This is a genomic window from Arthrobacter sp. S2(2024) (assembly GCF_036662515.1).
In the GTDB taxonomy this organism is placed as follows: Bacteria; Actinomycetota; Actinomycetes; order Actinomycetales; family Micrococcaceae; genus Arthrobacter.
The window spans coordinates 172,062-194,111 of sequence record NZ_JAYKZI010000004.1 but is presented as its reverse complement, the minus strand read 5'-3'; the positions used below and the strand labels follow the sequence as shown (position 1 = coordinate 194,111).

Genomic DNA, 22,050 nt, shown 5'->3' with positions numbered 1-22,050 from the left:
TGGCAGCAGATGACCGTTCCCAAGCGGCAAAGTCATCTGCTGCCAGTTCGCACGTGTTGATGAAGGGGTTCCGTCGCTGGGCTGCCGCCCCGACCATCGGGGTCACTTGTTGCGAAGAGTGCAGGCAGCCCAGCGGCGGGGGCTTTATCTACGGGTTCAAGCGGCGACGAGTTCTTCCTTGGTGGCTTCCTCGCGGGCTTCCGTGAGGTAGCGGGCGTAGGCCGGGATGGTTAGGAAAGTGGGGAACTCCTCGGCGAGGGTGACTTCCTCGAAAATGCTGCGGGCATCGTTGAAGCGGTCGTCGTCGAAGCGTTCCAGGCGGGCGAACTCTTCGTCCAGGAGGTCGTTGATCCACTCGCGGGTGATGACTTCACCGGTGTCGGTGATGGCGTGCGAGTAGATCCACTGCCAGAGCTGTGAACGGGAGATCTCCGCCGTGGCTGCGTCCTCCATGAGGTTGTGGATGGCCACGGCGCCGTTGCCGCGCAGCCAGGACTCGATGTAGCGGATGCCCACCTCGATGTTGTTCCGGATGCCGGTCTCGGTGATGGTGCCCGTGGTGGAGGCGACATCGATCAGGGCGCGGTCGTCGGGGGTGACGTCCTCGCGTGAGCGGTCCAGTTGGTTCGGACGCTCGCCGAGTACGCCGTCGAACACTTCGCGGCACACCGGAACCAGGTCCGGGTGGGCCACCCAGGAGCCGTCGAAGCCGTCGCCGGCTTCGCGGGTCTTGTCCGCGCGGACCTTCTCGAACGCTGCCGTGTTGGCGGCCTCGTCCTTGCGGTTGGGAACGGCTGCGGCCATGCCGCCGATCGCCATGGCGCCGCGCCGGTGGCACGCCCGGACGAGTTGCTCGGTGTAGGAGCGCATGAAGGGCTGGGTCATGGAGACCTGGGCGCGGTCCGGGAGCACGAAGCGGGGCCCGCGGGTGCGGAAGTTCTTGATCACGGAGAAGATGTAGTCCCAGCGGCCGGCGTTCAGGCCCGAGGCGTGATCGCGCAGCTCGTACAGGATCTCCTCCATTTCGAACGCCGCGGTGATGGTTTCGATCAGTACCGTGGCGCGGATGGTGCCCTGCGGGATGCCGAGCAGGTCCTGGGCCTGGATGAAGATGTCGTTCCAGAGGCGGGCTTCGAGGTGGTTCTCGATCTTGGGCAGGTAGAAGTACGGGCCCTTGCCCTGTGCCAGCAGGCGGCTGGCGTTGTGGAAGAAGAACAGGCCGAAATCGACCACGCCACCGGCAACGGGCTTCCCGTCGATGAGCATGTGCTTCTCCGGCAGGTGCCAGCCGCGCGGCCGCACCACGATGGTGGGCAGTTCTTCGGCGGCACGGAGCTTGTATTCCTTGCCCTCCGGTGAGGTGAAGTCGATGCGCCGTTCCAGGGCATCGGTGAGGTTCAGCTGGCCCTGGATGACGTTGCGCCACGTGGGGGTGGAGGAGTCTTCCATGTCGGCCAGCCACACCTTGGCGCCGGAGTTGAGCGCGTTGATGGTCATCTTCCGGTCAACCGGCCCGGTGATTTCCACGCGTCGGTCTTCCAAGCCCGGTGCCGGAGGAGCGACCCGCCAGGTGGGATCATTCCGGATTTCCGCCGTCTCCGGGAGGAACCGGGGATCCTGTCCGCTCGCGATCTGGCCGCGGCGGGCGTGCCTTGCCTGCATCAGCTCCTGGCGGCGCTCCGCCGTCGCGCGGTGCAGGGCTGCCACGAACTCCAGGGCATCCGGGGTAAGGACCTCGTTCTGCCGGTGAATGGGCTGGGCGGTCAGCGTGATGCCGTTGATCGTGTAATTGTCGGTGAAACTGTTCATTTCAATCTCTCCTCAGAGAAGCAAATGTTCGACGGCGGGCCTAACTGGGTTCGATACGGTGCGTGGCTGGCTCCGGCCTTCGGACCGGCATTGCTCTGCCTGCTATTCCCCGTTTCCGGGTCCGACCTCGCTGAGCGAGGACGGACCCGGAAACGGGGCCCCTATTACGCAGGCTGCCGCAATACCGGACTCTTCGGCCTCGTGCGCCAGTCGCCAAGCGCCGCAAGGTCGGCGAAGGTGATCCGGAAGCGTGCGTAAAAGGGGCCCTGTCCCCGTCCTCGGCCGAGCTTTGCGAGGCCACAGGACGGGGATGGGGAATAGCACGCGGAGGATTGACTTTGTCGGCCGCACCGCTGGGGCAGCGGCCCGCCGTCGGGAGGTTAGTGGAACTGGCCTTCTTCGGTGGATCCCACCAGGGCCAGGGTGGACGCGTTCGGGTTGAGCGCAGTTGCGATGTCGTCGAAGTAGCCGGTTCCGACTTCGCGCTGGTGCTTGGTTGCGGTGTAGCCGCGGGACTCGGAGTCGAATTCCTTTTCCTGGAGTTCGACGTAGGCGCTCATGCCTTCGCGGGCGTAACCGTGGGCGAGGTCGAACATCGAGTAGTTCAGGGCGTGGAAGCCGGCCAGGGTGATGAACTGGAAGGTGAAGCCCATGGCGCCGAGTTCACGCTGGAACTTGGCGATGGTGGCGTCGTCCAGGTGCTTGCGCCAGTTGAACGACGGGGAGCAGTTGTAGGAGAGCATCTGGTCCGGGAACTCGGACTTGACGGACTCGGCGAACTTGCGGGCCAGCTCGAGGTCCGGAGTGCCCGTTTCCATCCAGATGAGGTCCGAATAGGGTGCGTAGGCCTTGGCGCGGGCGATGCAGGGTTCGATGCCGTTGCGGACCTTGTAGAAGCCCTCCGCGGTGCGTTCGCCGGTGATGAATTCCTGGTCGCGCTCGTCGACGTCGGAGGTGATCAGGGTGGCTGCCTCGGCGTCGGTGCGGGCGATGATCACCGACGGTGTGCCCGCGACGTCGGCCGCGAGGCGGGCGGCGTTCAGGGTCCGGACGTGCTGTTGGGTGGGGATCAGCACCTTGCCGCCGAGGTGGCCGCACTTCTTCTCGGACGCGAGCTGGTCTTCCCAGTGCACGCCCGCGGCGCCGGCCTGGATCATGGATTTCATGAGTTCGTAGGCGTTCAGCGGGCCGCCGAAACCGGCTTCGGCGTCGGCGACGATCGGGACCAGCCAGTCCTCGACGGTCTGGATGCCTTCGGAGAATTCGATCTGGTCGGCGCGGAGCAGGGCGTTGTTGATGCGGCGGACGACGGTGGGGACCGAGTTCGCCGGGTACAGCGACTGGTCCGGGTAGGTGTGGCCGGAGTTGTTGGCGTCGGCCGCGACCTGCCATCCGGAAAGGTAGATGGCCCGCAGCCCGGCCTTGACCTGCTGCACCGCCTGGTTGCCGGTCAGCGCACCGAGGGCGTTGGTGTAACCGCCGGTCTTAGCCTCTTCCGTGAGCTGCTTCCACAGCTTCTCGGAGCCGCGCCTGGCCAGGGTGTGTTCTTCGGAGACGCGGCCGCGGAGGCGGACGACGTCGGTGGCCGAATAATCGCGGGTGACGCCTTCCCAACGCGGGTTGGCAGCCCATTCGAGCTCCAGTGCGGCGGCCTGCTGCTGAGCTATCTGCTGAGCGGGGGTGGGCTGCCCTGGTTCAAATGCTGCGGTCATTGTTCTGTCTCCTTTGACGCTACTGTGGCGTTTTGCTGTGTATGTCGCCCCGGCCGATCTTCGCTGCGCCTTTGCATTTCAGATCGACCGGGACTTCGTGGTTATTACTTTTCAGCACTTCCACGGGGCTTTCTAGATAAAAACCATGGAAAGAAATGCACTTCTTCGCGTATCCTCAAGAAATGCCACCTGTGAGCTGGAACCGCGAAGTACCGCCGCCGTCGTCGTCCGCTTCCACCGCCGAACTGGACGTCATCAGCCTGGGCCGCCGCGTGCGGTATCTGCGCAAGCAGGCCGGACTGACCCTCGACGACGTGAGTGCCGCCGTCGGGACCGCCCCGAGCCAGCTGAGCCTCATTGAGAACGGCAAGCGCGAGCCCAAACTGGGCCTGCTGAAGCAGCTCGCGGCGGCACTGAATGTCGGCATCGAACAGCTGCTCGGAGCGGAGCCGCCCAGCCGCCGGGCGGCCCTGGAAATCGAGCTCGAACGGTACCAGCGCGGGCCCCTGTACGAGTCGTTGAACCTGCCGAAAATCCGTGTCAGCTCGCGGCTTCCACTCGATGTTCTCGAGTCGCAAGTGGGCCTCCTGCAGGAGCTTGAACGCAAGCTCAACGAGCAGGTCGCGACGCCGGAAGAGGCTCGCCGGGCGAACGGCGAACTGCGTGCCATGATGCGCGAGCGCGGCAACTATTTTCCGGAGTACGAGGCCGAGGCGCAGAAGGTCCTCAAAGGCGTTGGATACACGACCGGGCCCTTGAGCCAGCACGTCATTGCGGACATCGCGGACCACCTCGGATTCACGCTCCACCACGTGGGCGACCTGCCCCATTCCACCCGTTCAGTGACCGATCTAAAGAACCACCGAATTTATCTCACGCAGAGCCAACGGCAGGACCATGATCCCCGCTCGGTCCTCCTGCAGGCCCTGGGACACTACGTCCTGGGCCACGAGACACCCAAGAACTACGGCGACTTCCTGGCGCAGCGCGTCGCGACGAACTACTTCGCCGCGGCTCTCCTCCTGCCCGAGAACGCCACCCTGGAGTTCCTGCAGAAGGCGAAGGCCGCCAAGGAGATCGCGGTGGAGGACATCCGCGACGCCTTCGCCGTCTCCTACGAAACCGCTGCACACCGCTTCACCAACCTCGCGACGAAACACCTGGGCATCACCACCCACTTCCAGAAGACCCACCAGAGCGGCATCATCTACAAGGCCTACGAGAACGACGGCGTGGCCTTCCCCCAGGACCATACCGGCGCCATTGAGGGCCAACCGGCGTGCAAAGCCTGGACTTCGCGTGCCGTGTTCGACGTTCCGGACAAGTTCAGCGCCTACAGCCAATACACCGACACCGTCTCCGGCACCTACTGGTGCACGGCGCGCACGGAGCGATCGGCGGCTGGCGAGTTCTCGCTCAGCATCGGCGTGCCGTACCAGCACGTGAAGTGGTTCCGCGGGAGGGAGACGACGGCGCGGGCTACCTCGACGTGCCCGGACCCGAACTGCTGCAAGCGCCCGCCGGCGTCGTTGGCTTCATCCTGGGCAGGCAACGCCTGGCCGTCCGCCCGCGCCCACTCGCACCTGCTGGCCGCCATGCCGCCGGGCGCGTTCCCCGGCGTCGACGAGACCGAGGTGTACGCGTTCCTGGAGGCGCACTCGGGGTAGTTTCGTGCGGGGCTTTTGGGGTCTACTCCTTGAGGACCGGGTAGCTCAAGTGCGTGACACCCACACCCTCGACGACGGTCGGGTTGCCCAAAGTGAGCGGCGCGTTCCCAACGCGGTCGAACATCCGGATACCGGATCCGAGCAGCAGCGGAACCAGGTCGACGCGGATTTCGTCCAGCAGGCCGGCATCGAGGCACTGCCGAATGGTGTCCGGCCCGTGCATGCCGACGATCTTGTCGCCGGCAGCGGCCTTTGCCTGCGCGACGGCGCTTTCCAGTCCGTCGGTGACGAAATGCACCGCCGTGTCGGGGCGGGGCCACCCCTCCGGCATCTGATGCGTCACCACATACGCGGGCACGCCGAACGGGTGCTGGCCGCCCCAAGCGTCGGCGCGGTCGGAGGTGCGTCTCCCGGTGAGCATCGCGCCTACCTCGCCCATCAAAGCCCGTAGGTGTTCAGCGCTCGATTCGGAAACATGGAACGTGAAGCCCGGATTGAAGGTAGGGACGTCGACGTCGCCGGCGAAGTACCAGTCGAAGACCTCGTCAACGCCGTCCTCGAGATCGGCCACGTAGCCGTCGAGGGACATCGACATGAACGCCACTACCTTGGTCATTACCTAGCTCCTTCGGTTTCGGACGGGTTCGGGCCGGCCGGGGCCGGGTCAAACGGACATGGCCCAAGACAAAGCCGCATCCCGTCGAGGCTCGGATGGGTCTATCAGCCTGATTCTGTCCACGAGCCGGACGCGCTCGATGAGGGATGACTCGATGAGTGCAAGAACGAACGCGTGGTCTTTGGGGCGTGCAGCAATGAGCTTCGCCGCGCAGAGATCGTAAGGGTCCAGGCAAAGCCCGGTGCTGTTTCGGGTCCGCTCATTGCGCACGCCGACCAGGCGGTACTCCCAGTCGTCGGGGAGCACCGCGGTCTCCCTTTCGGCCGCCTGGACATAGAACCCGAACTCCTTGTGGAAAGGCGACCACTCGCCAAGCACAGAGTCGATGCTGTCCGCGAGCGTGCCGGCGTCGTCGTCGGAAAACGGCGCGATGTCGACGGCATCCGACATGGTGATTGTGGCAGGTAATTGGTCCTCCGTGAACGATCCCAGAATGGACTGGCTGCCGATCACGATCACCCGGTCGCCGTGGATGATATCCGTGGCGGCCCGGATGGCGTGCTCGAGCTCATCGCGGCGCATGGCTGTACCGTACCCCTGCCCAGGCCGATTGTCAGTACCCGCCCCGTCGCCTCTCGCGCTCAGACAGCAGCGTCGCCACCTCTTCGATGATCTCGTACGGCATAGGCTTCCCGAGGGGGAATTTCAACGTCCCCTTGGCCGCCCGGAACGGGGCGATTTCGCGCTCGAAGTCCTCGCCGCCGTCGGGCACTGGATAGACGGAGATGTGGTGCTTCCACGCCGCGAAATACACGACGTAGTGGCCGTCGAGCGTGATGGTGGGGATCCCGTAACTGATCCTGTCCGCGGCTCCGGGCACTGCTGCCAGGGCCCGCCGTCGGATCTCGTGAAGGATGGGTTGGACCTCGCCGGGTTGCGCCGCGATGTAGTCGTCCACCGTGTCAAAGTTCGCTGCCATGTGCGTCCCTCGCTCCGTTCCGTATCCCGCCGCTCTGCTGGTCTTCGACCAAGCTTGCCGTACCCCGCGCCGCCCCGCCAGAGGGGGTCGAACGGGTCCGGGGCGACCCCGACGCTCGCTCGCTTATGTTGGGTTTGGGCCGGACGCTCGCTCGCTTATGTTGGGTTTGGGCCGGACGCTCGCTCGCTTATGTTGGGTTTTGGCCGGACGCTCGCTCACCTGGGGGTGACACGCGTCGTCGGCGGTGGCGAGTTCGCCTGACAATTCTCGATTCCCCGATGCGAGAATGGGGGAGGCTCCGCGGTTTTGCAGGCGGGTCCACCACCAGTGCTAATACAGCGGGGCGCCGTGCTTACTCCAGCCGCCTGCGCGAACCACTATGAACGGACAAGCTATGACGTCAGCACCAGAATCCCAGACCCTCAGTAAACCCGCGCCGCGCTTCGCGTCGATAGGCTCCCCGTACTTTGGCATCATGCTGGCATGCATGGCCGTCGTGCTGATCCTGTCCAATATTGGCGCTGCCAAAGGCGTCGTCTTCGGTCCGATCATCACCGATGGCGGATTCTTCCTCTTCCCGCTTGCCTACATTCTTGGCGATGTCATGAGCGAGATCTATGGATTCAAGGTTGCCCGCAAAGCGATCATCACCTCGTTCGCGCTGTCAGCATTCGCATCGCTCTGCTACTGGATCATCATCGCGCTGCCGGGTTTCAATGACGACTATGGCAACGCCAAGCAGGCCGCCATCGAAGGCGCACTGGGGCCGGTTCCCCAGATCGTCCTTGCTTCCCTTCTCGCATTCCTGGCCGGCCAGACAATCAACTCCCTGATCCTGGTGAAGATGAAAGCCCGTTCGGGTGAGAGAACTCTCTGGGCCCGGCTCATGGGCTCGTCCGGGGTTGGCGAATTCGTCGACACGCTCATTTTCTGCAGCATCGCGGCCTCGGTCATTGGCATCACGGACTTCGGAAGCTTCGTCAACTACGTGCTGGTTGGCTTCGTGTACAAGGTCGGTGTCCAGTACATCCTCGTGCCGGTGACGTCCTTGGTCATTGGCTGGATCAAGAAGCGCGAGCCCAGCTACTGGGCCTGAGCAGGAAATCCAGGATGGCATTTATGTGAGCGAGCGTCGGGCCGGGATGGCATTTATGTGAGCGGGCGTCGGGCCGGGACGGCATTTATGTGAGCGGGCGTCGGGCCGGGACGCGATATATGTGAGCGGGCGTCCGGCCGTCGGCTCAGGGGAACCGCAGGGAAGTCCGGTAGTTTCAGAGGATGAAGCTGGGAAGCGCCGTTCTGACGGCCGAGAATCTTGTTGCAGGCTATGGCGAGCATGCTGTGTGCGGGCCGCTCGACGTCGAGGTTTTCGCCGGGCAAGTGCTCGGGATGGTGGGCGAAAACGGTGCCGGCAAGTCCACCCTGCTGCGCACGATGATTGGCGCCCAGGCCGCCATTGAGGGCGATGCCCACGTTCTTGGCTTGATGCCGGACGACCGCTCGGCCCTCTTCCGCAGCAAGGTCTCGGTGCTGCTGGATGAGGATGCCTACTTCGATTCACTCACGGTCCGTGAGCACCTTTCCTTGGTGGCCCGTGGGCATGGCCTCGCCAACCCCGACGGGGCTGTGGAGGAAGAGATCGGCTTCTTCGAGCTTCAAACCGCCGCCGATGCCTTTCCCGATCAGCTTTCCTCCGGACAGCGCCGCAAACTCCTCCTCGCCTCGGCATTCATCCGGCCCTTCGAACTGCTTGTCCTGGACGAACCGGAGCAGCGGCTCGATACCCGCATGCGCGGCCTGCTTGCGCAGCGGATCGCCCGGACTGCCAAGAAGAGTGCCGCCGTCGTCATGGTCACGCACGATGCGGACGTCGCCCAAGCGGCGTGCACCCGGGCGGTAATAGTCGACGACGGCGGTGCGCGCGTGGTCAGTACGGACGAGGCTGTGGCAAGGATTCGCCGGTGAGCATGTCCACTGCTGCCGTAGCGCAGCCGGAGTTCGTGGATTTCGACCCGGAGCGTGCCACTCGAAAGGTGATTCGCCCGCGGGGCCAGTCCTTGCTTTCCAGGCTCAACGAACTGTACATCCAGTTCCTGACGTTCGGCGTCGGCCTGATTTACGCGATTGGCCTCCTCAACGGGCTCACTGCCGCAGCGGAGCATGGCTTCGGCGGCCACCTGATTTCGGTCGGCTACGGCGTGGTCCCCGTTGAATACGGCCTGGTGGTTGGGTTCGGGCTCTTGGGCCTCGCGGCCTATTGGGTGGCGGGCAGGCTCGGGCCACTCGCCATCACGGCGAATCAGCGGCACTGGTGGTACTCGCTGGCTATCGACCGCGAGCCGCTTCTAGCCCGAGGATTGCGTCGCGCAGTCTCGGCTGCAGCCGTCGTCGGAGCCCTCGCCACCATTCCGGTAGCAGTCATCAGCCGTTCGAACGCGATGGTGTTTGCCGGACGGGTCCTGGCAGGGGCACTGACAGGTGCCGCTATTCTCGCGCTGGCCGCGTTCGCCCAGACGCGTTCACGGGCGGCGGCCGGGCAAGGTAGGCCGATGAACTGGCTGTTGGCGGCTGCTTCGGCCGCACTCGGCGCGATGCTGTTCGGGACGCTGCAGGGGAACTGGATCTTCGCCGTTGCCCCTGCTGTCGCTTTGGTTGCGGCGGCGCTCGGGATGCGGAACAAGCTTTCCAGCGTCCGCACGACATCGCTGCTCAAAGCCGGGTCCGCGAGGGGACATGTTCAGGCTGCACTGACGCTCATGGACACCGGGGAACTCAGTGCCTCGCTTTCCAGCGGCGGCAAACGGAGCCGGGTCAAGCTCCCCGGCACGCCCAGCACCGCAGCAGGCGCGCTCTTCCACGCGGAGGCAACTGTACTCGCCCGGCAACCCGGGCGGCTGTGGCGCTGGGGCCTGGGTCTCGCCGTCGTTCCCTTGACCGGGCTGGTCCGGACGTTCGATTCACCCGTCATCCTGCTTCCGGTGCTGCTTGCCGCGGCGATCTTCTCGTCCACAGCGGCGGCAGGGCCCCTTTGGCAATTGCGCATGGCCCCCAGCCTCGACGCCCTCCTCCCGATTTCGAGGACAGCTTCGCGCTGGGTCCACGTCGCGCTGCCGGTCATGCTGATGGGTTTGTGGACGACGGCGGCTGCCGGATTTTTCGTGCTGGCGGGCGGCTTCCGGGTGGAGCTCCTCGTCCTGGGTGCGGCGGCGGGAGGCGGTTTGGGCGCGGGGATGCTGCGACGAGCCTTCCGCCAGCAGGAAGACCTGACCAAGCTCGTGTACCTGATGCAGCTTGGGCGGAGCGGACCCGCCATGCTTGGAACCAGGATCCGGGGCTACGTGCTGTGCCTCTTCGCCCTGGCGCCTTTGGCCTTGGGCATGCTGTTCAACGCGCCGGAGGTTTTGGTGACGCCCGCCGTCGTGCTCAATGTGGTGCTGCTGGTGATCGGCGTGGTGACGGCCGACCGCCCCTGAGGCGCCCCTTGGCGCGATCTCGACGACGACGGCAGGTCGCCTGCCCGGGAAGCGACCGGGACCCTAGGAGTAGTACCGCCCCAACGTCTCGGCCTTGAACTCGAAGAAGTCGCCGGATTCGATGGCCAAGCGGGCGTCGTCCACCATCTTCACCACGAAGCGCTCGTTGTGGATGGAGATGAGCGTGTGCGAGAGCAGTTCATGCGCCTTGTACAGGTGGTGGATATACGCGCGCGAATAGTTGGCGCAGGTGTAGCAATCGCAACCGTCCTGCAAGGGTCCGAAATCCGATTTGTAGCGGGCCCCGGAAAGGTTGAACCGACCGGACGGAGTATAAAACGCCGAGTTGCGGGCCACGCGGGTGGGGGAGACGCAATCGAAGGTGTCGGCACCGTTTTCGATGGACGTGAAGATATCGTCCGGCTCGGAGATGCCCAGGAGGTGGCGGGGCTTGTTCTCGGGAAGTTCCTCGTTGCACCAACGCACAATGGTGCCGAGGTTCTCCTTCTCCAGTGCACCGCCGATGCCGAAACCGTCAAAGGGCATCCCACCAAGATCCCGGCAGGCCTTGCGGCGGAGGTCCTCGTATTGCGCCCCCTGGATGACGCCGAACAGGGCTTGGTAGGGCTTGCCCACCCGCTCCGCCGTCAGCCTCTCATGCTCCACCACGCAGCGCTCGGCCCAACGACGTGTGCGCTCCAGGGATTCCTCCTGGTAGCCGCGGGAATTCTGCAGGGTGGTCAGCTCGTCGAAGGCGAACATAATGTCTGCGCCGATCTGGTGCTGCACCCGCATGGAGATCTCCGGCGAGAAACGGTGCCTGTCCCCGTTCAAGTGCGACTTGAACCAGACGCCGTCCTCATCCACGTGCGCCAGCCGCTCCTTGCCAGGGGCCACGGCATCGTCTGGCCCCGACGCATCCACGGAGGTCATGTCGATGACCTTCTTGAACCCCGAGCCGAGGCTCATCACCTGGAATCCGCCCGAGTCCGTGAATGTGGGTCCGTCCCAGTTCATGAAGGCGCCAAGACCGCCCGCCGCGTCGAGGATCTCCGGCCCTGGCTGCAGATACAGGTGGTAGGCGTTGGCCAGCAAAGCCTGCGCGCCGAGCTCCTTCATGGATTCGGGCAGAACGGCTTTGACAGTGGCTTTCGTCCCGACGGCGATGAACGCGGGCGTCTGGATCTGGCCGTGCGGGGTGGTGATGGTGCCGGTGCGGCCCAGGAACTCTCCGCGCTGGCCGCCGTCGTGACGGCTGCCGCCGTCGGCGTTCAGGAAGCCCGACGACGGCGGGCGCGTTTCGCTGAGCCGCGCACCCACCTCGAAGGAAAACGCGGACTGCTGGGCAGCTGCGAGCGTGGACGGATCGGACTCGGAGTTAGACCCGGAATGGGGCACGGAAGAATCGGCTGGCACCGTTACAGTCTGCCAGCCCCGGAGCGTGAATCGTCAGTGCGAATGTACCTCGGTGGGGTAGTTCTCAGCCTTCCAGCTGTCCCAGTGGGAGCGGATCGAGTCCAGGCTGGCCGCGCCCAGGTCGTAGGTCGAAGCGATCACGATCGTGCCGCCGTCGGGCCTCTTCTCCGGAATCACCGGCTGGTCAGCCACAATCAGCAGCCCGTCGCCATGTTCCGCGTAACTGTGGACGGTGAGGCCCACCTGGTGGTTGCTCCGGAACCAGACCTTGCCGGAGAGGGCCTCGCCCGTGGGTAGCGTGAGCGAGTATTCCTCGCCAGGTGCCGGGACGTCGGCCAGTCCAAGTTTCTGGATCCCGGATCCGCTGCCGCCAGGCAGGGAGACAAAATGCGTGCGCCGGTGCCCGTGCGGATGGCGTTCCAGGGCGAATCGGAGCTGGTGCAGGAACGTCAGCCAGCCCTGGGTGATGTCTTCGTCCCACGCAGCCCATTCGGAATCATGGTCCAGGGCTGCCCGCGTCACGCGGACCTCGGTGCCTCCGCTGACCGGGGTGAGCTCGAAGACGTCGCCGCCGTTCACAGTGAGGCTTGTGTGGTCGGGACCCTCGACCACGTCGGTGCTGAAGTAGATCTGGTTGATTTCGTCGCCGAGTTCGTCGGCCTCCCAGCCGTGCCATTGAGCCACGAGCGACGGTTCGCGCAGCGAAGTCCAAACTTGCTGCGCGTCGGCATTAACAACAACGCTCAGATTGTTCGTCATGGCCCGAATCTACCGCCGTTGGCGCGAACGCGACAGGTCTTGCGAAATCCTCCGATAGCGCCTACGCCCGCACGGCCTCGAGTTCGTTCGCGATCCGGTGATCGAGTTCCCCCACGCCCAGGGTGTTCGAGCCGCCGTGCGAGCGGAGGAACAGCAGGGTTTCGAGCCGGAGCAGCCGCCATTCGCGCTCGGCATCGCGGTTGCCGTTGTCGATGGAGCGGAAGATTTCCTTGTCGTAGAGGTTCGGTTCGTTGAGCCCGCGCTGCCGGACTTTGGCGGCGATCCGGGCCTTGAACGGGTCTGTCTCCACGGTGTCCGGGGCTTGCAGGAGTTGATCGTAGACTGCCGCGCGTTCCGTTTGGCCGAGCTCACGGCAAATGAAGCTGGAAAGTGCGAGGGAACGTTCAACGGACATCCACCGGTCGCGGTTTCCGTCGTAGGGGAGCACGTTGAGAATATCGGCCACCGCGAGGGCGCGGTCCGGATCCCGCAGCTCGATGAAAAGGTCGTGGGCCAGGTCGCTCAGGTCCCGCAGGCAGCTTCCCGACTTCGTATTGATGCCCTTCACGAGACGCTCGCTCAGCACCGCGACCCCATTCCGGCCGGGGTGGGCTTCGCCAGCGGCGCCCACGATGTTCTCGGGAGAGTCTGTCGGTTCGGGGATCAGGGCGAGCTGCGCGGGATCCGGCCCCGCCGGCCGGCTGACAGTCGGTGCCACCGGAGGCAAAGGAGGCACGACGACGGCGGGAACGGCTTCCGCGGGCGCGCCGCCGCCGTCGGAGGTACCGCCGTCGGGCGCATCGCTAGTATCCGGCTCCAGGGCCGGCTCTTCGCCGAGCGGGGCCGGAACTTCGGCGAGCGGCGTGTCGGCGACGTCCGGGATGGCGGTCGCTTCGCCCACCGGAACGCTGGACCCGATCGCGATCCGCACGTTCCCGCCGTCGAGCGTGGTCACCAGGATGAGCGCGGGCACGCCAAAATCGTCGTGTTCGAGCTCAATCTGGGTGATTTGCTCCGCGGGACCATCACCAGGGAGGAACAGGTAGTCCCCGATTTGCAGGGCCCCAGCCTGCTTTTCACGGTACTGCTGGTCGGCTGGGCTGTGAGTCATCGGAAGTCCTTTGGTTCTCTTGGGGTCCGCCCAACAGTCTATAAAACCCCACCGAGCAAATCGGGGAGGCGGCTATTACCCGCGCTGCCGCTACTAACTGCGCGGGCTACTGTCCGACGCCGGCGAAGGCCAGAGCCTGGCGCACCAGATTGCCGCGGCCGCCGCTGAATTCCTGCTGGACGTCGTCGCTGAGGATTTCCTGCGGAGTCATCCACGTCAGCTCGAGGGCGTCCTGGCGAGGTTCGCACTCGCCCGTCACGGGGATGACGTAAACAAGGGACACGGCGTGTTGGCGGTCGTCCGTGAAGCCGGTCTGCGACGGTGCCGGGAAGTACTCGGCCACCGTGAACGGCACGGGACTGACGGGCAATTGCGGGAAGGCCAGCGGGCCGAGGTCCTTTTCCATGTGGCGCAACAGCGCGGCCCGGATAGTTTCGCGATACAGCACGCGGCCGGACACGAAGGAACGGACCATGGTGCCGTCAGCGTCGCCTTGCAGAAGGGTGCCTACCTCGTTGACGAATCCGAGCGGATCCAGACGCACGGGAACCGCCTCCACGTAAACCATGGGGAGGCGGCCGCGGGCTTCGAAGAGGTCTTCATCGGAAAGCCAGCCGGAGTACGGGTCAGGGGTACGAACACTCATGGTTAAGTTCTACCCCATCCCGTGCTGTTCCATGCCGTACGAATCAGACAGCTAGGATTGCGTCGAGCCAAACTCCTGCACGCTCGCTCACTTATGTCGTCGAATCGGGCGACGCTCGCTCACGTATGTGGCCAAACTCGGGATCCCTCGCTCAGATGATCTGAGCGAGCGTTTCCGGAAAGGCCGATATACGTGAGCGAGCGTCGGGGTAAGGGCCCATATAGGTGAGCGAGGGTTGGGCGTGAAGTCAGTGGGCTTTCGCCACAGCCTAGCTGGCACCAGAATGGGGCCATGGCTGTTGAACTTGAAGAACTGATCGTCAAAGATGCTGCCGAGTGGCGGTCCTGGCTCGAAAAGAACGGCGCCGATAGCCCGGGCGTGTGGCTCGTGCTGCACAAGAAGGGCGGCAACGTGACGGAACTCGATTACGCCGCGGCCTTGGATGAAGCGCTTTGCTTCGGCTGGATCGACGGCCAAGGCAGAAGGCGCGACGACGAAAGCGTCTACCAGCGCATGACCCGCCGCGGCCCCAAAAGCCCATGGTCCAAGCGGAACGTGGGGCACATTGCCCGTTTGGAAACTGAAGGCAAGATGACTCCGGCCGGATGGGCCGCCGTCGACAGCGCCAAGGCCGACGGTCGTTGGGAAGCTGCCTATGTGGGCCAAGCGGACGCGGAAGTCCCCGAGGACCTCGCTGCCGCCATCGCCGCGGTTCCCGAAGCCCAGGCGATGTTCGATGTGCTGACCGCGGTCAACCGCTATTCCCTGATCTACCGCACCAACTCGGTGAAGAAGGCGGAGACGCGGGCCAGGAAGATTGCTGGCTTTGTCGAGATGTTGGCGAGGCAGGAGACCCCGTATCCGCAGAAGAAAAAGCCCGCGGTGGCAGAGTAGGACCTACTCGGACTTCTCCCGGGACAGAGCGACGATCCAGCCTGGACTGTCCTCACCGAGCCGCTTATCTAGCAAGACCCTGGCCTTGGCAGCGGCGATCTGCACCTTGCGGTCCTCGGCGCCCACCGAGGCAGGACGCTGTGAGGGGACGACGGCGCGGGGTTCGGACGCCGTGGCGGCTGCCAGGAGCGCGTCCTCAGTGCCGACTTTGAGGAGCGAGAGTTCCTCCCGTGACGCGAGTTCGCTGTGGCCCAGAATTTCGATGGCTTTTTGACCCATTTCGGCTTCGGAGCGGCTGCGGGACAGGGACGCGTCGAGGGCCCATTGGGCGCGGCGCCACCACTCGGACCTGTCATCCGCGCGCGCCTTCTGCCGCAGGGACAGGAGGCCTACGATCGCGGCAACCATCGCCGCGACAAGGACAGCGAGCGGGCTGAGCGCGCCAACGATCTGCCACCATTCCGGCGGCGCACCGACCAGAGTGACGGGTATCGGGCTCGGGATCGGGTTCACAGCTCCAGACTAGGCCCCGGCACTGACAATTATTGGACGCGCGCGGCGGCTTCCAACACCATCCACGCCTGCAGCTGGGTGGAGAGTTCGACGGCGGTGCCCGGCGCGTACGTCTCGGCCGCCGGGCGCTGCGGTTCCGTCGAGAAGACGAGCCAACCGCCGTCGTCCTTTCCGGAAGCTTCGTTGGCATCGTCGGTGCGCACCGTCCGTCCCGCCCACAGAGCCTCCGCGGTATCGAGGACCAATTGCCGCGCGGCAGCGCGGGTGGGGGCGGGCAACCGCACGTCTCCGGCGGCGAGCGCCAGGTAGCGGACGAGGATTCCGGTGAAGAGCCCGCCGTCGCCGGTGCCCTCGCCGCGGAGAACGAGCCTCCCCTGAGTGTCAGGCTCACGGACCGTCAGATGTTCGGCCACCGAGCCCACCAGGGCGGCGCCGCGTGCCAGGTTCGCGTCTCCACCGAGTTCCAACAAGGCGCCGAGCACTGGACCCTGGTTGTAGGTGTAGATCTCTTCGGCGACGACGAGCTTGCCCTCCTTGATCCACGCGCCGTCGAGGTATAGGCCGCGCGCGGGTTCGAAGAGCGTGGCGTCGAGCCAGTCCAGGAGCCCCTGTGCCCGCACTGGATGACCGGTCCGGGCGAAGTGCAAGGCCACCGGCGCCGTGGCCGGGGTGTTCTTGAAATCGCGCTTGGTGCTCCAGAAGGTGCCGCCGCCCATGTGTTGGGTGGAAGCCGATTCGAACTGCGGAGAGAGGCTTTTCTGCAACCGGGCGTTGCGTCGTCGGCCAGGCTTCTGCGCCCGCGCGGCCAAGGAATCCAAGCGCAGCACGGCGAGGGCCAGCCACGCCATGTCGTCGTAGTAGCTGTTGACGTAGCGCAGGAAGTTGCGCAGCCGGATGCTGGCGACCACGCGTGAAGCGAGCTCGCCGGCACTAGGGCGATCACCGCCGTCGAACCTTGATCCCGAGGCCAGTTCGCGCAACCCCGCGTCCACGAGGCAATCGACGTAGTGCGCCTGCCACCAGTAGTTCCACGACTGAAACGGAGAATGGCTGGAGGGCCGGACCGACGCCGCAAGATGGGTTCCTGGAAGGAAGAGGAGGCGCCGTCCGAAATGCCGGGTCACCGAGCGTGCGGCGTGGTCGGCCCGCGCGGCCCAATCCGGTGTTCCGGGGGTGCCTTGCGGGGTGTCGGCGGCGGACATGGTGACAGCCTAACGCCGCGCGCTTGGCCGCAGGCCCCTCACCAGTGCACAATCAAAGTGATTCAGTTAACATTCATTAACGGATTTTGGTTCTGCATCGAGGAGGATGGATGGACATCAAGGGCGCAGTTGCGTTGATAACCGGCGGGGCTTCGGGTTTGGGGGCCGCAACCGCAAGGCGATTGCTCGACGCCGGAGCGTCGGTAGTGCTGCTTGACCTCCACTCATCTCCCGGCGAGTCCCTCGCCGCCGAACTCAATGCCGCGGGAGCCGACGGCAGGGCCGTGTTCGTCCCCGCCGACGTCACGAACGAAGAGCAGGTGCAGGCCGCCGTCGATGCTGCCGTCGCGCTGGGCCCGCTCCGGATCCTGGTCAACTGTGCTGGCGTAGCAACCCCGGGCAAAGTACTGGGCAAAGACGGTGTGCTGCCGCTCGAGAACTTCAACAGGGTCATCCAGATCAACCTCGTGGGGACCTTCAACGTGATCCGCCTCGCTGCCGCCGCGATGGCCCGGAACGAACCTGCGTCCACCGAACTTGGTGGCGAGGAACGCGGAGTCATCATCAACACAGCCTCCGTGGCGGCTTTCGACGGCCAGATCGGACAGCCTGCGTATGCCGCGTCCAAGGGGGCCGTGGCCGCGATGACATTGCCCCTGGCCCGTGAATTTGCGCGCTCGCTGGTGCGCGTCATGGCCATTGCGCCAGGCATCTTCGAAACCCCGATGCTGGCCGGCTTGCCCCAGGACGCACAGCTCTCCCTGGGCCAGCAGGTGCCGCACCCGGCGCGTCTTGGCCGCCCCGCCGAGTACGCCAACCTCGTGGCGCACATCGTGGAGAATGCCATGCTCAACGGCGAAACCATCCGCCTCGACGGCGCAATCCGGATGGCACCGAAGTGAGCCAGACGCACAAGCTGGCGGCCGCCGTCGGACACCCGGCTGGTTCCAATAGCTCCCTGCCTTCTTTGCCGGGGGCAGACTTTTTCGATTTCGAGTCCCTCCTCAGCGTCCAGGAACAGCGCAAGCTCAACGAGCTCCGGCAATTCCTGGCCACGGAAATCGCGCCGTATGCCAAGGATTGGTGGGACAAAGCTGAGTTCCCGGCGCACATCCTGCCCAAGCTCGCAGCGCTTCGCCTGAGCACCCCCACGCACCGCGGCTACAGCAACCTGTTCGCAGGGTTGGTGATCGCGGAAATGACCCGCGTGGACACCTCCATTGCCACGTTCTTCATGGTCCACCACGATCTCTTCATTGAGGCGCTCTACGAGTTCGGCTCCAAGGATCAACAGGACCGCTACCTCGACGACGCCTCCAATCTGCGGACCACTGGTGCGTTTGCGCTCACGGAACCGGATCACGGATCCGACGTGGCCGGCGGCCTGCAGACTGTGGCCCGCCGGGTCCCCGGGGGAGCCGACGACGGCGGCGACTACTGGGTGCTGAACGGCGCCAAGCGCTGGATCGGTAACGGGACGTTCTGCGACCACATGCTAGTCTGGGCCCGGGACGAGGCCGACGGCGCTATTCGCGGCTTCATCGTGGACGGCACGCTGCCTGGCGTGACCCGCACCAAGATCGAGAACAAGATCGCCCTGCGTACGGTGCAAAACGCTGACATTGTCCTCAAAGACGTCCGGGTTGCCGAGGCAGATCGTTTTTCCGGGATCAACAGTTTCGCGGACACCAACCACCTGCTGCGCGGATCACGGCTCATGGTGGCCTGGCAGGCCGTGGGGCAGCAGTTGGCGGCGTTCGACGTCGCCCGGAAGTACGCGCTCGAACGCCAGCAGTTCGGGCGCCCGCTCGCGAAGTTCCAGCTCATCCAGCAGCAATTGGTGGACATGCTCGGAAATGCCGTGGCCAGCATGGGCATGATGGTGCGGATCGCCCAGCTGCAGGAGGGTATCTACACGGACAGCAAGGGAGTGCGGCACGGCGGAGCCCAAATGGCCCAGGTGGCCCTGGCCAAGGCGTACTGCAGCGCCCGTATGCGCGAAACCGTGGCGATGGGCCGATCCATCCTGGGCGGGAACGGCATCGTGACCGACTACCGGATGGCAAAGATCTTTGCCGATGCTGAGGCGATCTACACCTATGAAGGATCGTTCGAGATCAACTCACTCATCGTGGGCCGGGCCGTGACAGGGGTTTCCGCGATCGTTTGAGGGCTTTTGGCGGAGTATCGCGCCGGTTTGCGGAACCGGCTGCCTACATCGCGAGTCGCCTCACGTTGGTGAGCCTTTGGACCTGCACGGGAGTGCTGCTGCTCACCTTGGTGCCATTGGAGAGCTGGCCTTCTCCGTTGTAGCCCCATGCCCGGACGGTCCCGTCGGTGAGAAGGGCGTACGTGCTGAATCCGTTCGACGTGATCGAGGCGACCCTGCTCAGGCCGGTGACTCGGGCTGGGGATGCGGTATGGGTGGTGGTCCCGTTTCCAACCTGCCCGTTCGGGTTGTAGCCCCAGGCGCGGACCGTCCCGTCAGCCAACACTGCATAGCTCGTGCCGTAGCTGACCGAGATCGAAGCGACCGCGGTGAGACCAGGGACCCTAACCGGGATGCTGCTGTTTTGGCCGATCGGGCCGCCGCCCAGTTCTCCGGCGTGAAGTCCCCAAGCGCGAACCGTGCCATCGGTAAGGAGCGCATAGGCATGTCCCCCGTCAACCGCGAGGGAGGCAACGCCGGAAAGGCCGGCGACCTGAACGGGGATGGCGCTTTGCGGTGCCGAACTGCCGGAACCAAGCTCGCTGCTCAGGTTGTTTCCCCAGGCACGGACCGTTCCGTCGGTCAGAAGGGCATATGCGTTCCCCCAGCAAGTGGAAAGTGATTCGACGCGCGCGAGGCCGGACACTTTGACCGGAGCGTCCCTGTTGATCGTGGTGCCATCCCCGAGCGCACCGTCACTGTTTTCGCCCCAAGCCCGGACCGTTCCGTCGGTCAACAACGCATAAGTCGCACTAAATGTAGCGCTGAGGGAAGCAACTCCCGTCAGGCCAACAACCTGGACCGGGGTGCTGCTAAAGGACAAGGCGCTGTTGTAGCCCGTGGTGGGACTATACCCGCGGGTGCCGTTTCCCAACTGGCCGTCGTAGTTGTTTCCCCATGCCCGGACCGTCCCATCGGCCAACAATGCATAGGCGTTGTCCGTATTGGCGACGATGGAGGTCACCCCTGTCAGGCCCGCGACTTGAACCGGGGTGTTCCGGTACTCGGTGGTGCCGTCGCCCAGTTGACCCCAGTAGTTGATACCCCAAGCCCAAACCGTGCCGTCAGCGCGCAACGCATACCTATTGGCGCGACCTTGAGCAGTCATGACCACATCGGTCAATCCCGAAACACCGATCGCCGAAAGACTGTCCGTATAGGTGCCATTGCCAAGCTGCCCGTAGCGATTGTCGCCCCAGATGCCCACGGAGCTCGTAGATGCCCCGGGAAGGTAGTAGCCGGAGACGTCCGCAATTAGCTGGGTGGTGCCCCACGCGCGGTTGTAGAGCGTAACCTTGCCGTCGGCCCCGACCGGGACCGTGACGGAATTCGGAACAGTCTGCCCAGGCGAAAAGTTCACGTTCGATGAACCCGGCCGATCCGTCCCTGAGGCGTACGCCGTAATGAACCCGACCGACGTCGGGCCCGTGACAGTGAGGTTGAAAGTAACTGCCGCAACGTTGGCTGGAACTCCATTCGCCCCACCTGCCTGGAAAGACACCACCCCGTCAGCCCCCACAGGACCCCTGTTGCGGGTATCCAGGAAGCGTGTGGGCGCTACGGGAACAAATGCACCTGCTACAGTCGGCGTCCCGGCAACGTAGTAGCCGGATACGTCGGCGAGCAGTTGGGTGCTGCCGGACGAGCGGTTGAAAAGGGTGACCTTTCCGTCGGAGCCGACGGGGACGGTGACCGAGTTCGGAACTGTCTGGTCTTTTGCGAAGTTGACGTTGGAGGAGTTCGGGCGAGGTGTGCCGGAAGCGTAGGCGGTGATGAACCCGTACGACGTCGGGTTCACAACAGTGAGATTGAACGTGACTGCCGAGACCGTCGCCGGAATCCTACCCAACCCACCGACCTGGAAGGACACTGTCCCGTCCGGACTCGCGGGAGCGCTGGTCCGGGTTTCCAAGAGCCTGACGGGTGCGACAGGCACGAAGGCGCCCGGCACAGTCGGCGCTCCAGGGAGGTAGTAGCCCGAGACATCAGCGATCAATTGGGTGGTTCCCGACGAGCGGTTGAACAGGGTGACCTTTCCGTCGGCCCCTACCGGGACCGTGACGGAGTTCGGAACGGTCTGGCCGCCGGCGAAGTTCACGTTGGATGCGTCAGGTCGGTTGGTCCCGGAAGCATATGCGGTAATAAACCCGAAGGACGTGGGATCGGTAACTGTGAGATTGAAAGTAACCGCCGCCGCATTGGCCGGAATCCCGTTCACCCCGCCAACTTGGAAGGACACCGTTCCATCAGGGCCCACGGGAGCACTGTTTCGGGTATCCAGGAACCGCGCCGGAGCCAACGGGATAAATGCGCCCTCGGCGGTGGGTTTCGAGGTGGTACCCATGAGCGCTAAGGGTGTCGGTGCCGGAGCAGAGGCTGTATCCGCCTCTGCTGCGGGCGCCGCCAAGCCAGACAAAACCAGTAGGATCCCCACGGTCGCTGCCACACTGGCAGTTCCACGCTTTATCCGTGCACTCAAAGAAACCACAACGCCCCCAATAAACATGCCCGGAAGTCTTAGGCAAGCCCCAATTCGTTCTTGCGGAAAGTACCACACTGGGCCGCTGTCCGGAATTCCAAGGGGCAGAGCACTTCCGGGGCTTGTTTCCCAGACCGGAGCTTGAAGCGCGGCGATGGGAAACAAGCCCCGGTTTTCGGAACCCGAGGCCTCACCCCCGGAACAGCTGGTCCTCGAGATTGAAGATTTCCGTGAGCTGGACGAATCCTTGGTCGGGTGCCTGTGCGTCGTTTTCGAACAGGAGCGCCATTTCCGCCTGCCAGCGGGCATTCACGTCAGTCAGGGCCATGCGGGCCCGGGCCGCATCGAAATCGTCGCATTCCACGTACCCCACCAGCAGCCCGTCGTCAGCCAGGAACAGCGAATAGTTGTTCCATCCGGCTGCCTTGAGTTCACGCAGCATCTCCGGCCAGACGGCCGCGTGGCGCCGCCGGTACTCCGGAATATGGCTGGGTTTGACCGAGGAGCGGAAGCAGACGCGCATCGAGGTTCCTACCTTCTGTGAATCGTTTCATTCGTAGGCGGC

General features: G+C 64.6%; 20 protein-coding genes. 7 read left to right on the top strand and 13 right to left on the bottom strand.

The window, feature by feature from the left end; all coding sequences use genetic code 11:
- Positions 1-156: 156 nt before the first annotated feature.
- Complete coding sequence (gene aceB / locus VLA65_RS10330; RefSeq protein ID WP_332602451.1) at positions 157-1,809, bottom strand: malate synthase A; 1,653 nt, start codon at positions 1,807-1,809, stop codon at positions 157-159.
- A gap of 380 nt (positions 1,810-2,189) precedes the next feature.
- On the bottom strand, positions 2,190-3,521 hold the full coding sequence (gene aceA, locus VLA65_RS10325; RefSeq protein WP_332602450.1) for an isocitrate lyase: 1,332 nt from the start codon (positions 3,519-3,521) through the stop codon (positions 2,190-2,192).
- Positions 3,522-3,676: 155 nt separating this feature from the next.
- On the opposite strand from aceA, the gene VLA65_RS10320 reads away from it, so the two are divergent.
- Positions 3,677-5,188 (top strand): XRE family transcriptional regulator, encoded by a 1,512-nt coding sequence (locus VLA65_RS10320; protein ID WP_306963277.1) that lies wholly within the window; start codon positions 3,677-3,679, stop codon positions 5,186-5,188.
- 22 nt (positions 5,189-5,210) lie between these two features.
- Here VLA65_RS10320 and VLA65_RS10315 read toward each other — a convergent pair whose 3' ends face one another.
- Genes VLA65_RS10315 through VLA65_RS10305 form a run of 3 tightly spaced genes read right to left on the bottom strand, consistent with a single transcriptional unit; the run spans position 5,211 to position 6,783 of the window.
- Positions 5,211-5,804: a dihydrofolate reductase family protein gene (locus VLA65_RS10315; protein WP_307052840.1), complete on the bottom strand. Its 594-nt coding sequence runs from the start codon at positions 5,802-5,804 to the stop codon at positions 5,211-5,213.
- Between the two features lie 48 nt (positions 5,805-5,852).
- Entirely contained in the window at positions 5,853-6,386 is a 534-nt protein-coding gene (locus VLA65_RS10310) for a DUF6036 family nucleotidyltransferase (RefSeq protein ID WP_332602449.1), read from the bottom strand.
- 31 nt (positions 6,387-6,417) lie between these two features.
- Positions 6,418-6,783, bottom strand: coding sequence for an iron chaperone (locus VLA65_RS10305; RefSeq protein ID WP_284988681.1), 366 nt, complete (start codon positions 6,781-6,783; stop codon positions 6,418-6,420).
- A 394-nt stretch (positions 6,784-7,177) separates the two neighbouring features.
- Between VLA65_RS10305 and VLA65_RS10300 the strand changes: the two genes are divergently transcribed.
- The 3 genes from VLA65_RS10300 to VLA65_RS10290 all read left to right on the top strand — a co-directional run bounded on the left by VLA65_RS10300 (position 7,178) and on the right by VLA65_RS10290 (position 10,256).
- The gene (locus VLA65_RS10300) at positions 7,178-7,879 is read left to right on the top strand and encodes a queuosine precursor transporter (protein ID WP_059388549.1); all 702 of its coding nucleotides are present in this window, start codon (positions 7,178-7,180) and stop codon (positions 7,877-7,879) included.
- A gap of 182 nt (positions 7,880-8,061) precedes the next feature.
- Positions 8,062-8,748, top strand: a complete 687-nt coding sequence (locus tag VLA65_RS10295; RefSeq protein WP_307052837.1) for an ABC transporter ATP-binding protein — start codon at positions 8,062-8,064, stop codon at positions 8,746-8,748.
- A 2-nt stretch (positions 8,749-8,750) separates the two neighbouring features.
- A complete protein-coding gene (locus VLA65_RS10290; RefSeq protein WP_332602642.1) occupies positions 8,751-10,256 on the top strand; it encodes a DUF6297 family protein in 1,506 nt (501 codons plus the stop codon).
- 63 nt (positions 10,257-10,319) lie between these two features.
- Here VLA65_RS10290 and tgt read toward each other — a convergent pair whose 3' ends face one another.
- The 4 genes from tgt to VLA65_RS10270 all read right to left on the bottom strand — a co-directional run bounded on the left by tgt (position 10,320) and on the right by VLA65_RS10270 (position 14,188).
- Positions 10,320-11,654, bottom strand: a complete 1,335-nt coding sequence (tgt, locus tag VLA65_RS10285) for a tRNA guanosine(34) transglycosylase Tgt (RefSeq protein ID WP_332602641.1) — start codon at positions 11,652-11,654, stop codon at positions 10,320-10,322.
- A 51-nt stretch (positions 11,655-11,705) separates the two neighbouring features.
- Positions 11,706-12,431 (bottom strand): SRPBCC family protein, encoded by a 726-nt coding sequence (locus tag VLA65_RS10280; RefSeq protein WP_059388552.1) that lies wholly within the window; start codon positions 12,429-12,431, stop codon positions 11,706-11,708.
- Positions 12,432-12,492: 61 nt separating this feature from the next.
- On the bottom strand, positions 12,493-13,542 hold the full coding sequence (locus tag VLA65_RS10275) for a DUF6707 family protein (RefSeq protein ID WP_284988683.1): 1,050 nt from the start codon (positions 13,540-13,542) through the stop codon (positions 12,493-12,495).
- Between the two features lie 106 nt (positions 13,543-13,648).
- Positions 13,649-14,188 carry an NUDIX hydrolase family protein gene (locus VLA65_RS10270; protein ID WP_059388553.1) on the bottom strand — a complete coding sequence of 180 codons (540 nt, stop codon included), beginning with the start codon at positions 14,186-14,188 and terminating at the stop codon, positions 13,649-13,651.
- 291 nt (positions 14,189-14,479) lie between these two features.
- Here VLA65_RS10270 and VLA65_RS10265 point away from each other — a divergent pair, with 291 nt between their 5' ends.
- Positions 14,480-15,082, top strand: coding sequence for a YdeI/OmpD-associated family protein (locus tag VLA65_RS10265; RefSeq protein ID WP_306963287.1), 603 nt, complete (start codon positions 14,480-14,482; stop codon positions 15,080-15,082).
- A gap of 3 nt (positions 15,083-15,085) precedes the next feature.
- Here the strand turns inward: VLA65_RS10265 and VLA65_RS10260 are convergent, their stop codons facing one another.
- On the bottom strand, positions 15,086-15,595 hold the full coding sequence (locus VLA65_RS10260) for a hypothetical protein (RefSeq protein ID WP_059388555.1): 510 nt from the start codon (positions 15,593-15,595) through the stop codon (positions 15,086-15,088).
- Between the two features lie 29 nt (positions 15,596-15,624).
- The gene (locus VLA65_RS10255) at positions 15,625-16,797 is read right to left on the bottom strand and encodes a glycoside hydrolase family 76 protein (protein ID WP_332602448.1); all 1,173 of its coding nucleotides are present in this window, start codon (positions 16,795-16,797) and stop codon (positions 15,625-15,627) included.
- A 110-nt stretch (positions 16,798-16,907) separates the two neighbouring features.
- Here VLA65_RS10255 and VLA65_RS10250 point away from each other — a divergent pair, with 110 nt between their 5' ends.
- Positions 16,908-17,699 (top strand): SDR family NAD(P)-dependent oxidoreductase, encoded by a 792-nt coding sequence (locus tag VLA65_RS10250; protein WP_059388556.1) that lies wholly within the window; start codon positions 16,908-16,910, stop codon positions 17,697-17,699.
- 14 nt (positions 17,700-17,713) lie between these two features.
- Entirely contained in the window at positions 17,714-18,967 is a 1,254-nt protein-coding gene (locus tag VLA65_RS10245; protein ID WP_442880291.1) for an acyl-CoA dehydrogenase family protein, read from the top strand.
- Positions 18,968-19,010: 43 nt separating this feature from the next.
- Here VLA65_RS10245 and VLA65_RS10240 read toward each other — a convergent pair whose 3' ends face one another.
- Both VLA65_RS10240 and VLA65_RS10235 read right to left on the bottom strand, forming a co-directional pair.
- Positions 19,011-21,350 carry a hypothetical protein gene (locus VLA65_RS10240; RefSeq protein WP_332602447.1) on the bottom strand — a complete coding sequence of 780 codons (2,340 nt, stop codon included), beginning with the start codon at positions 21,348-21,350 and terminating at the stop codon, positions 19,011-19,013.
- Between the two features lie 325 nt (positions 21,351-21,675).
- A complete protein-coding gene (locus VLA65_RS10235; RefSeq protein WP_332602446.1) occupies positions 21,676-22,008 on the bottom strand; it encodes an L-rhamnose mutarotase in 333 nt (110 codons plus the stop codon).
- Positions 22,009-22,050 lie beyond the last annotated feature (42 nt).

Coding starts and splice junctions, on each gene's coding strand:
- VLA65_RS10295 (WP_307052837.1), top strand. CDS start 8,062: ATGAAGCTGGGAAGCGCCGTTCTGACGGCCGAGAATCTTGTTGCAGGC.
- VLA65_RS10250 (WP_059388556.1), top strand. CDS start 16,908: ATGGACATCAAGGGCGCAGTTGCGTTGATAACCGGCGGGGCTTCGGGT.
- VLA65_RS10290 (WP_332602642.1), top strand. CDS start 8,751: ATGTCCACTGCTGCCGTAGCGCAGCCGGAGTTCGTGGATTTCGACCCG.
- VLA65_RS10280 (WP_059388552.1), bottom strand. CDS start 12,431: ATGACGAACAATCTGAGCGTTGTTGTTAATGCCGACGCGCAGCAAGTT.
- VLA65_RS10305 (WP_284988681.1), bottom strand. CDS start 6,783: ATGGCAGCGAACTTTGACACGGTGGACGACTACATCGCGGCGCAACCC.
- VLA65_RS10310 (WP_332602449.1), bottom strand. CDS start 6,386: ATGCGCCGCGATGAGCTCGAGCACGCCATCCGGGCCGCCACGGATATC.
- VLA65_RS10240 (WP_332602447.1), bottom strand. CDS start 21,350: ATGGGTACCACCTCGAAACCCACCGCCGAGGGCGCATTTATCCCGTTG.
- VLA65_RS10255 (WP_332602448.1), bottom strand. CDS start 16,797: ATGTCCGCCGCCGACACCCCGCAAGGCACCCCCGGAACACCGGATTGG.
- VLA65_RS10275 (WP_284988683.1), bottom strand. CDS start 13,542: ATGACTCACAGCCCAGCCGACCAGCAGTACCGTGAAAAGCAGGCTGGG.
- VLA65_RS10235 (WP_332602446.1), bottom strand. CDS start 22,008: ATGCGCGTCTGCTTCCGCTCCTCGGTCAAACCCAGCCATATTCCGGAG.
- aceB (WP_332602451.1), bottom strand. CDS start 1,809: ATGAACAGTTTCACCGACAATTACACGATCAACGGCATCACGCTGACC.
- aceA (WP_332602450.1), bottom strand. CDS start 3,521: ATGACCGCAGCATTTGAACCAGGGCAGCCCACCCCCGCTCAGCAGATA.
- VLA65_RS10300 (WP_059388549.1), top strand. CDS start 7,178: ATGACGTCAGCACCAGAATCCCAGACCCTCAGTAAACCCGCGCCGCGC.
- VLA65_RS10315 (WP_307052840.1), bottom strand. CDS start 5,804: ATGACCAAGGTAGTGGCGTTCATGTCGATGTCCCTCGACGGCTACGTG.
- VLA65_RS10320 (WP_306963277.1), top strand. CDS start 3,677: ATGCACTTCTTCGCGTATCCTCAAGAAATGCCACCTGTGAGCTGGAAC.
- VLA65_RS10270 (WP_059388553.1), bottom strand. CDS start 14,188: ATGAGTGTTCGTACCCCTGACCCGTACTCCGGCTGGCTTTCCGATGAA.
- VLA65_RS10265 (WP_306963287.1), top strand. CDS start 14,480: ATGGCTGTTGAACTTGAAGAACTGATCGTCAAAGATGCTGCCGAGTGG.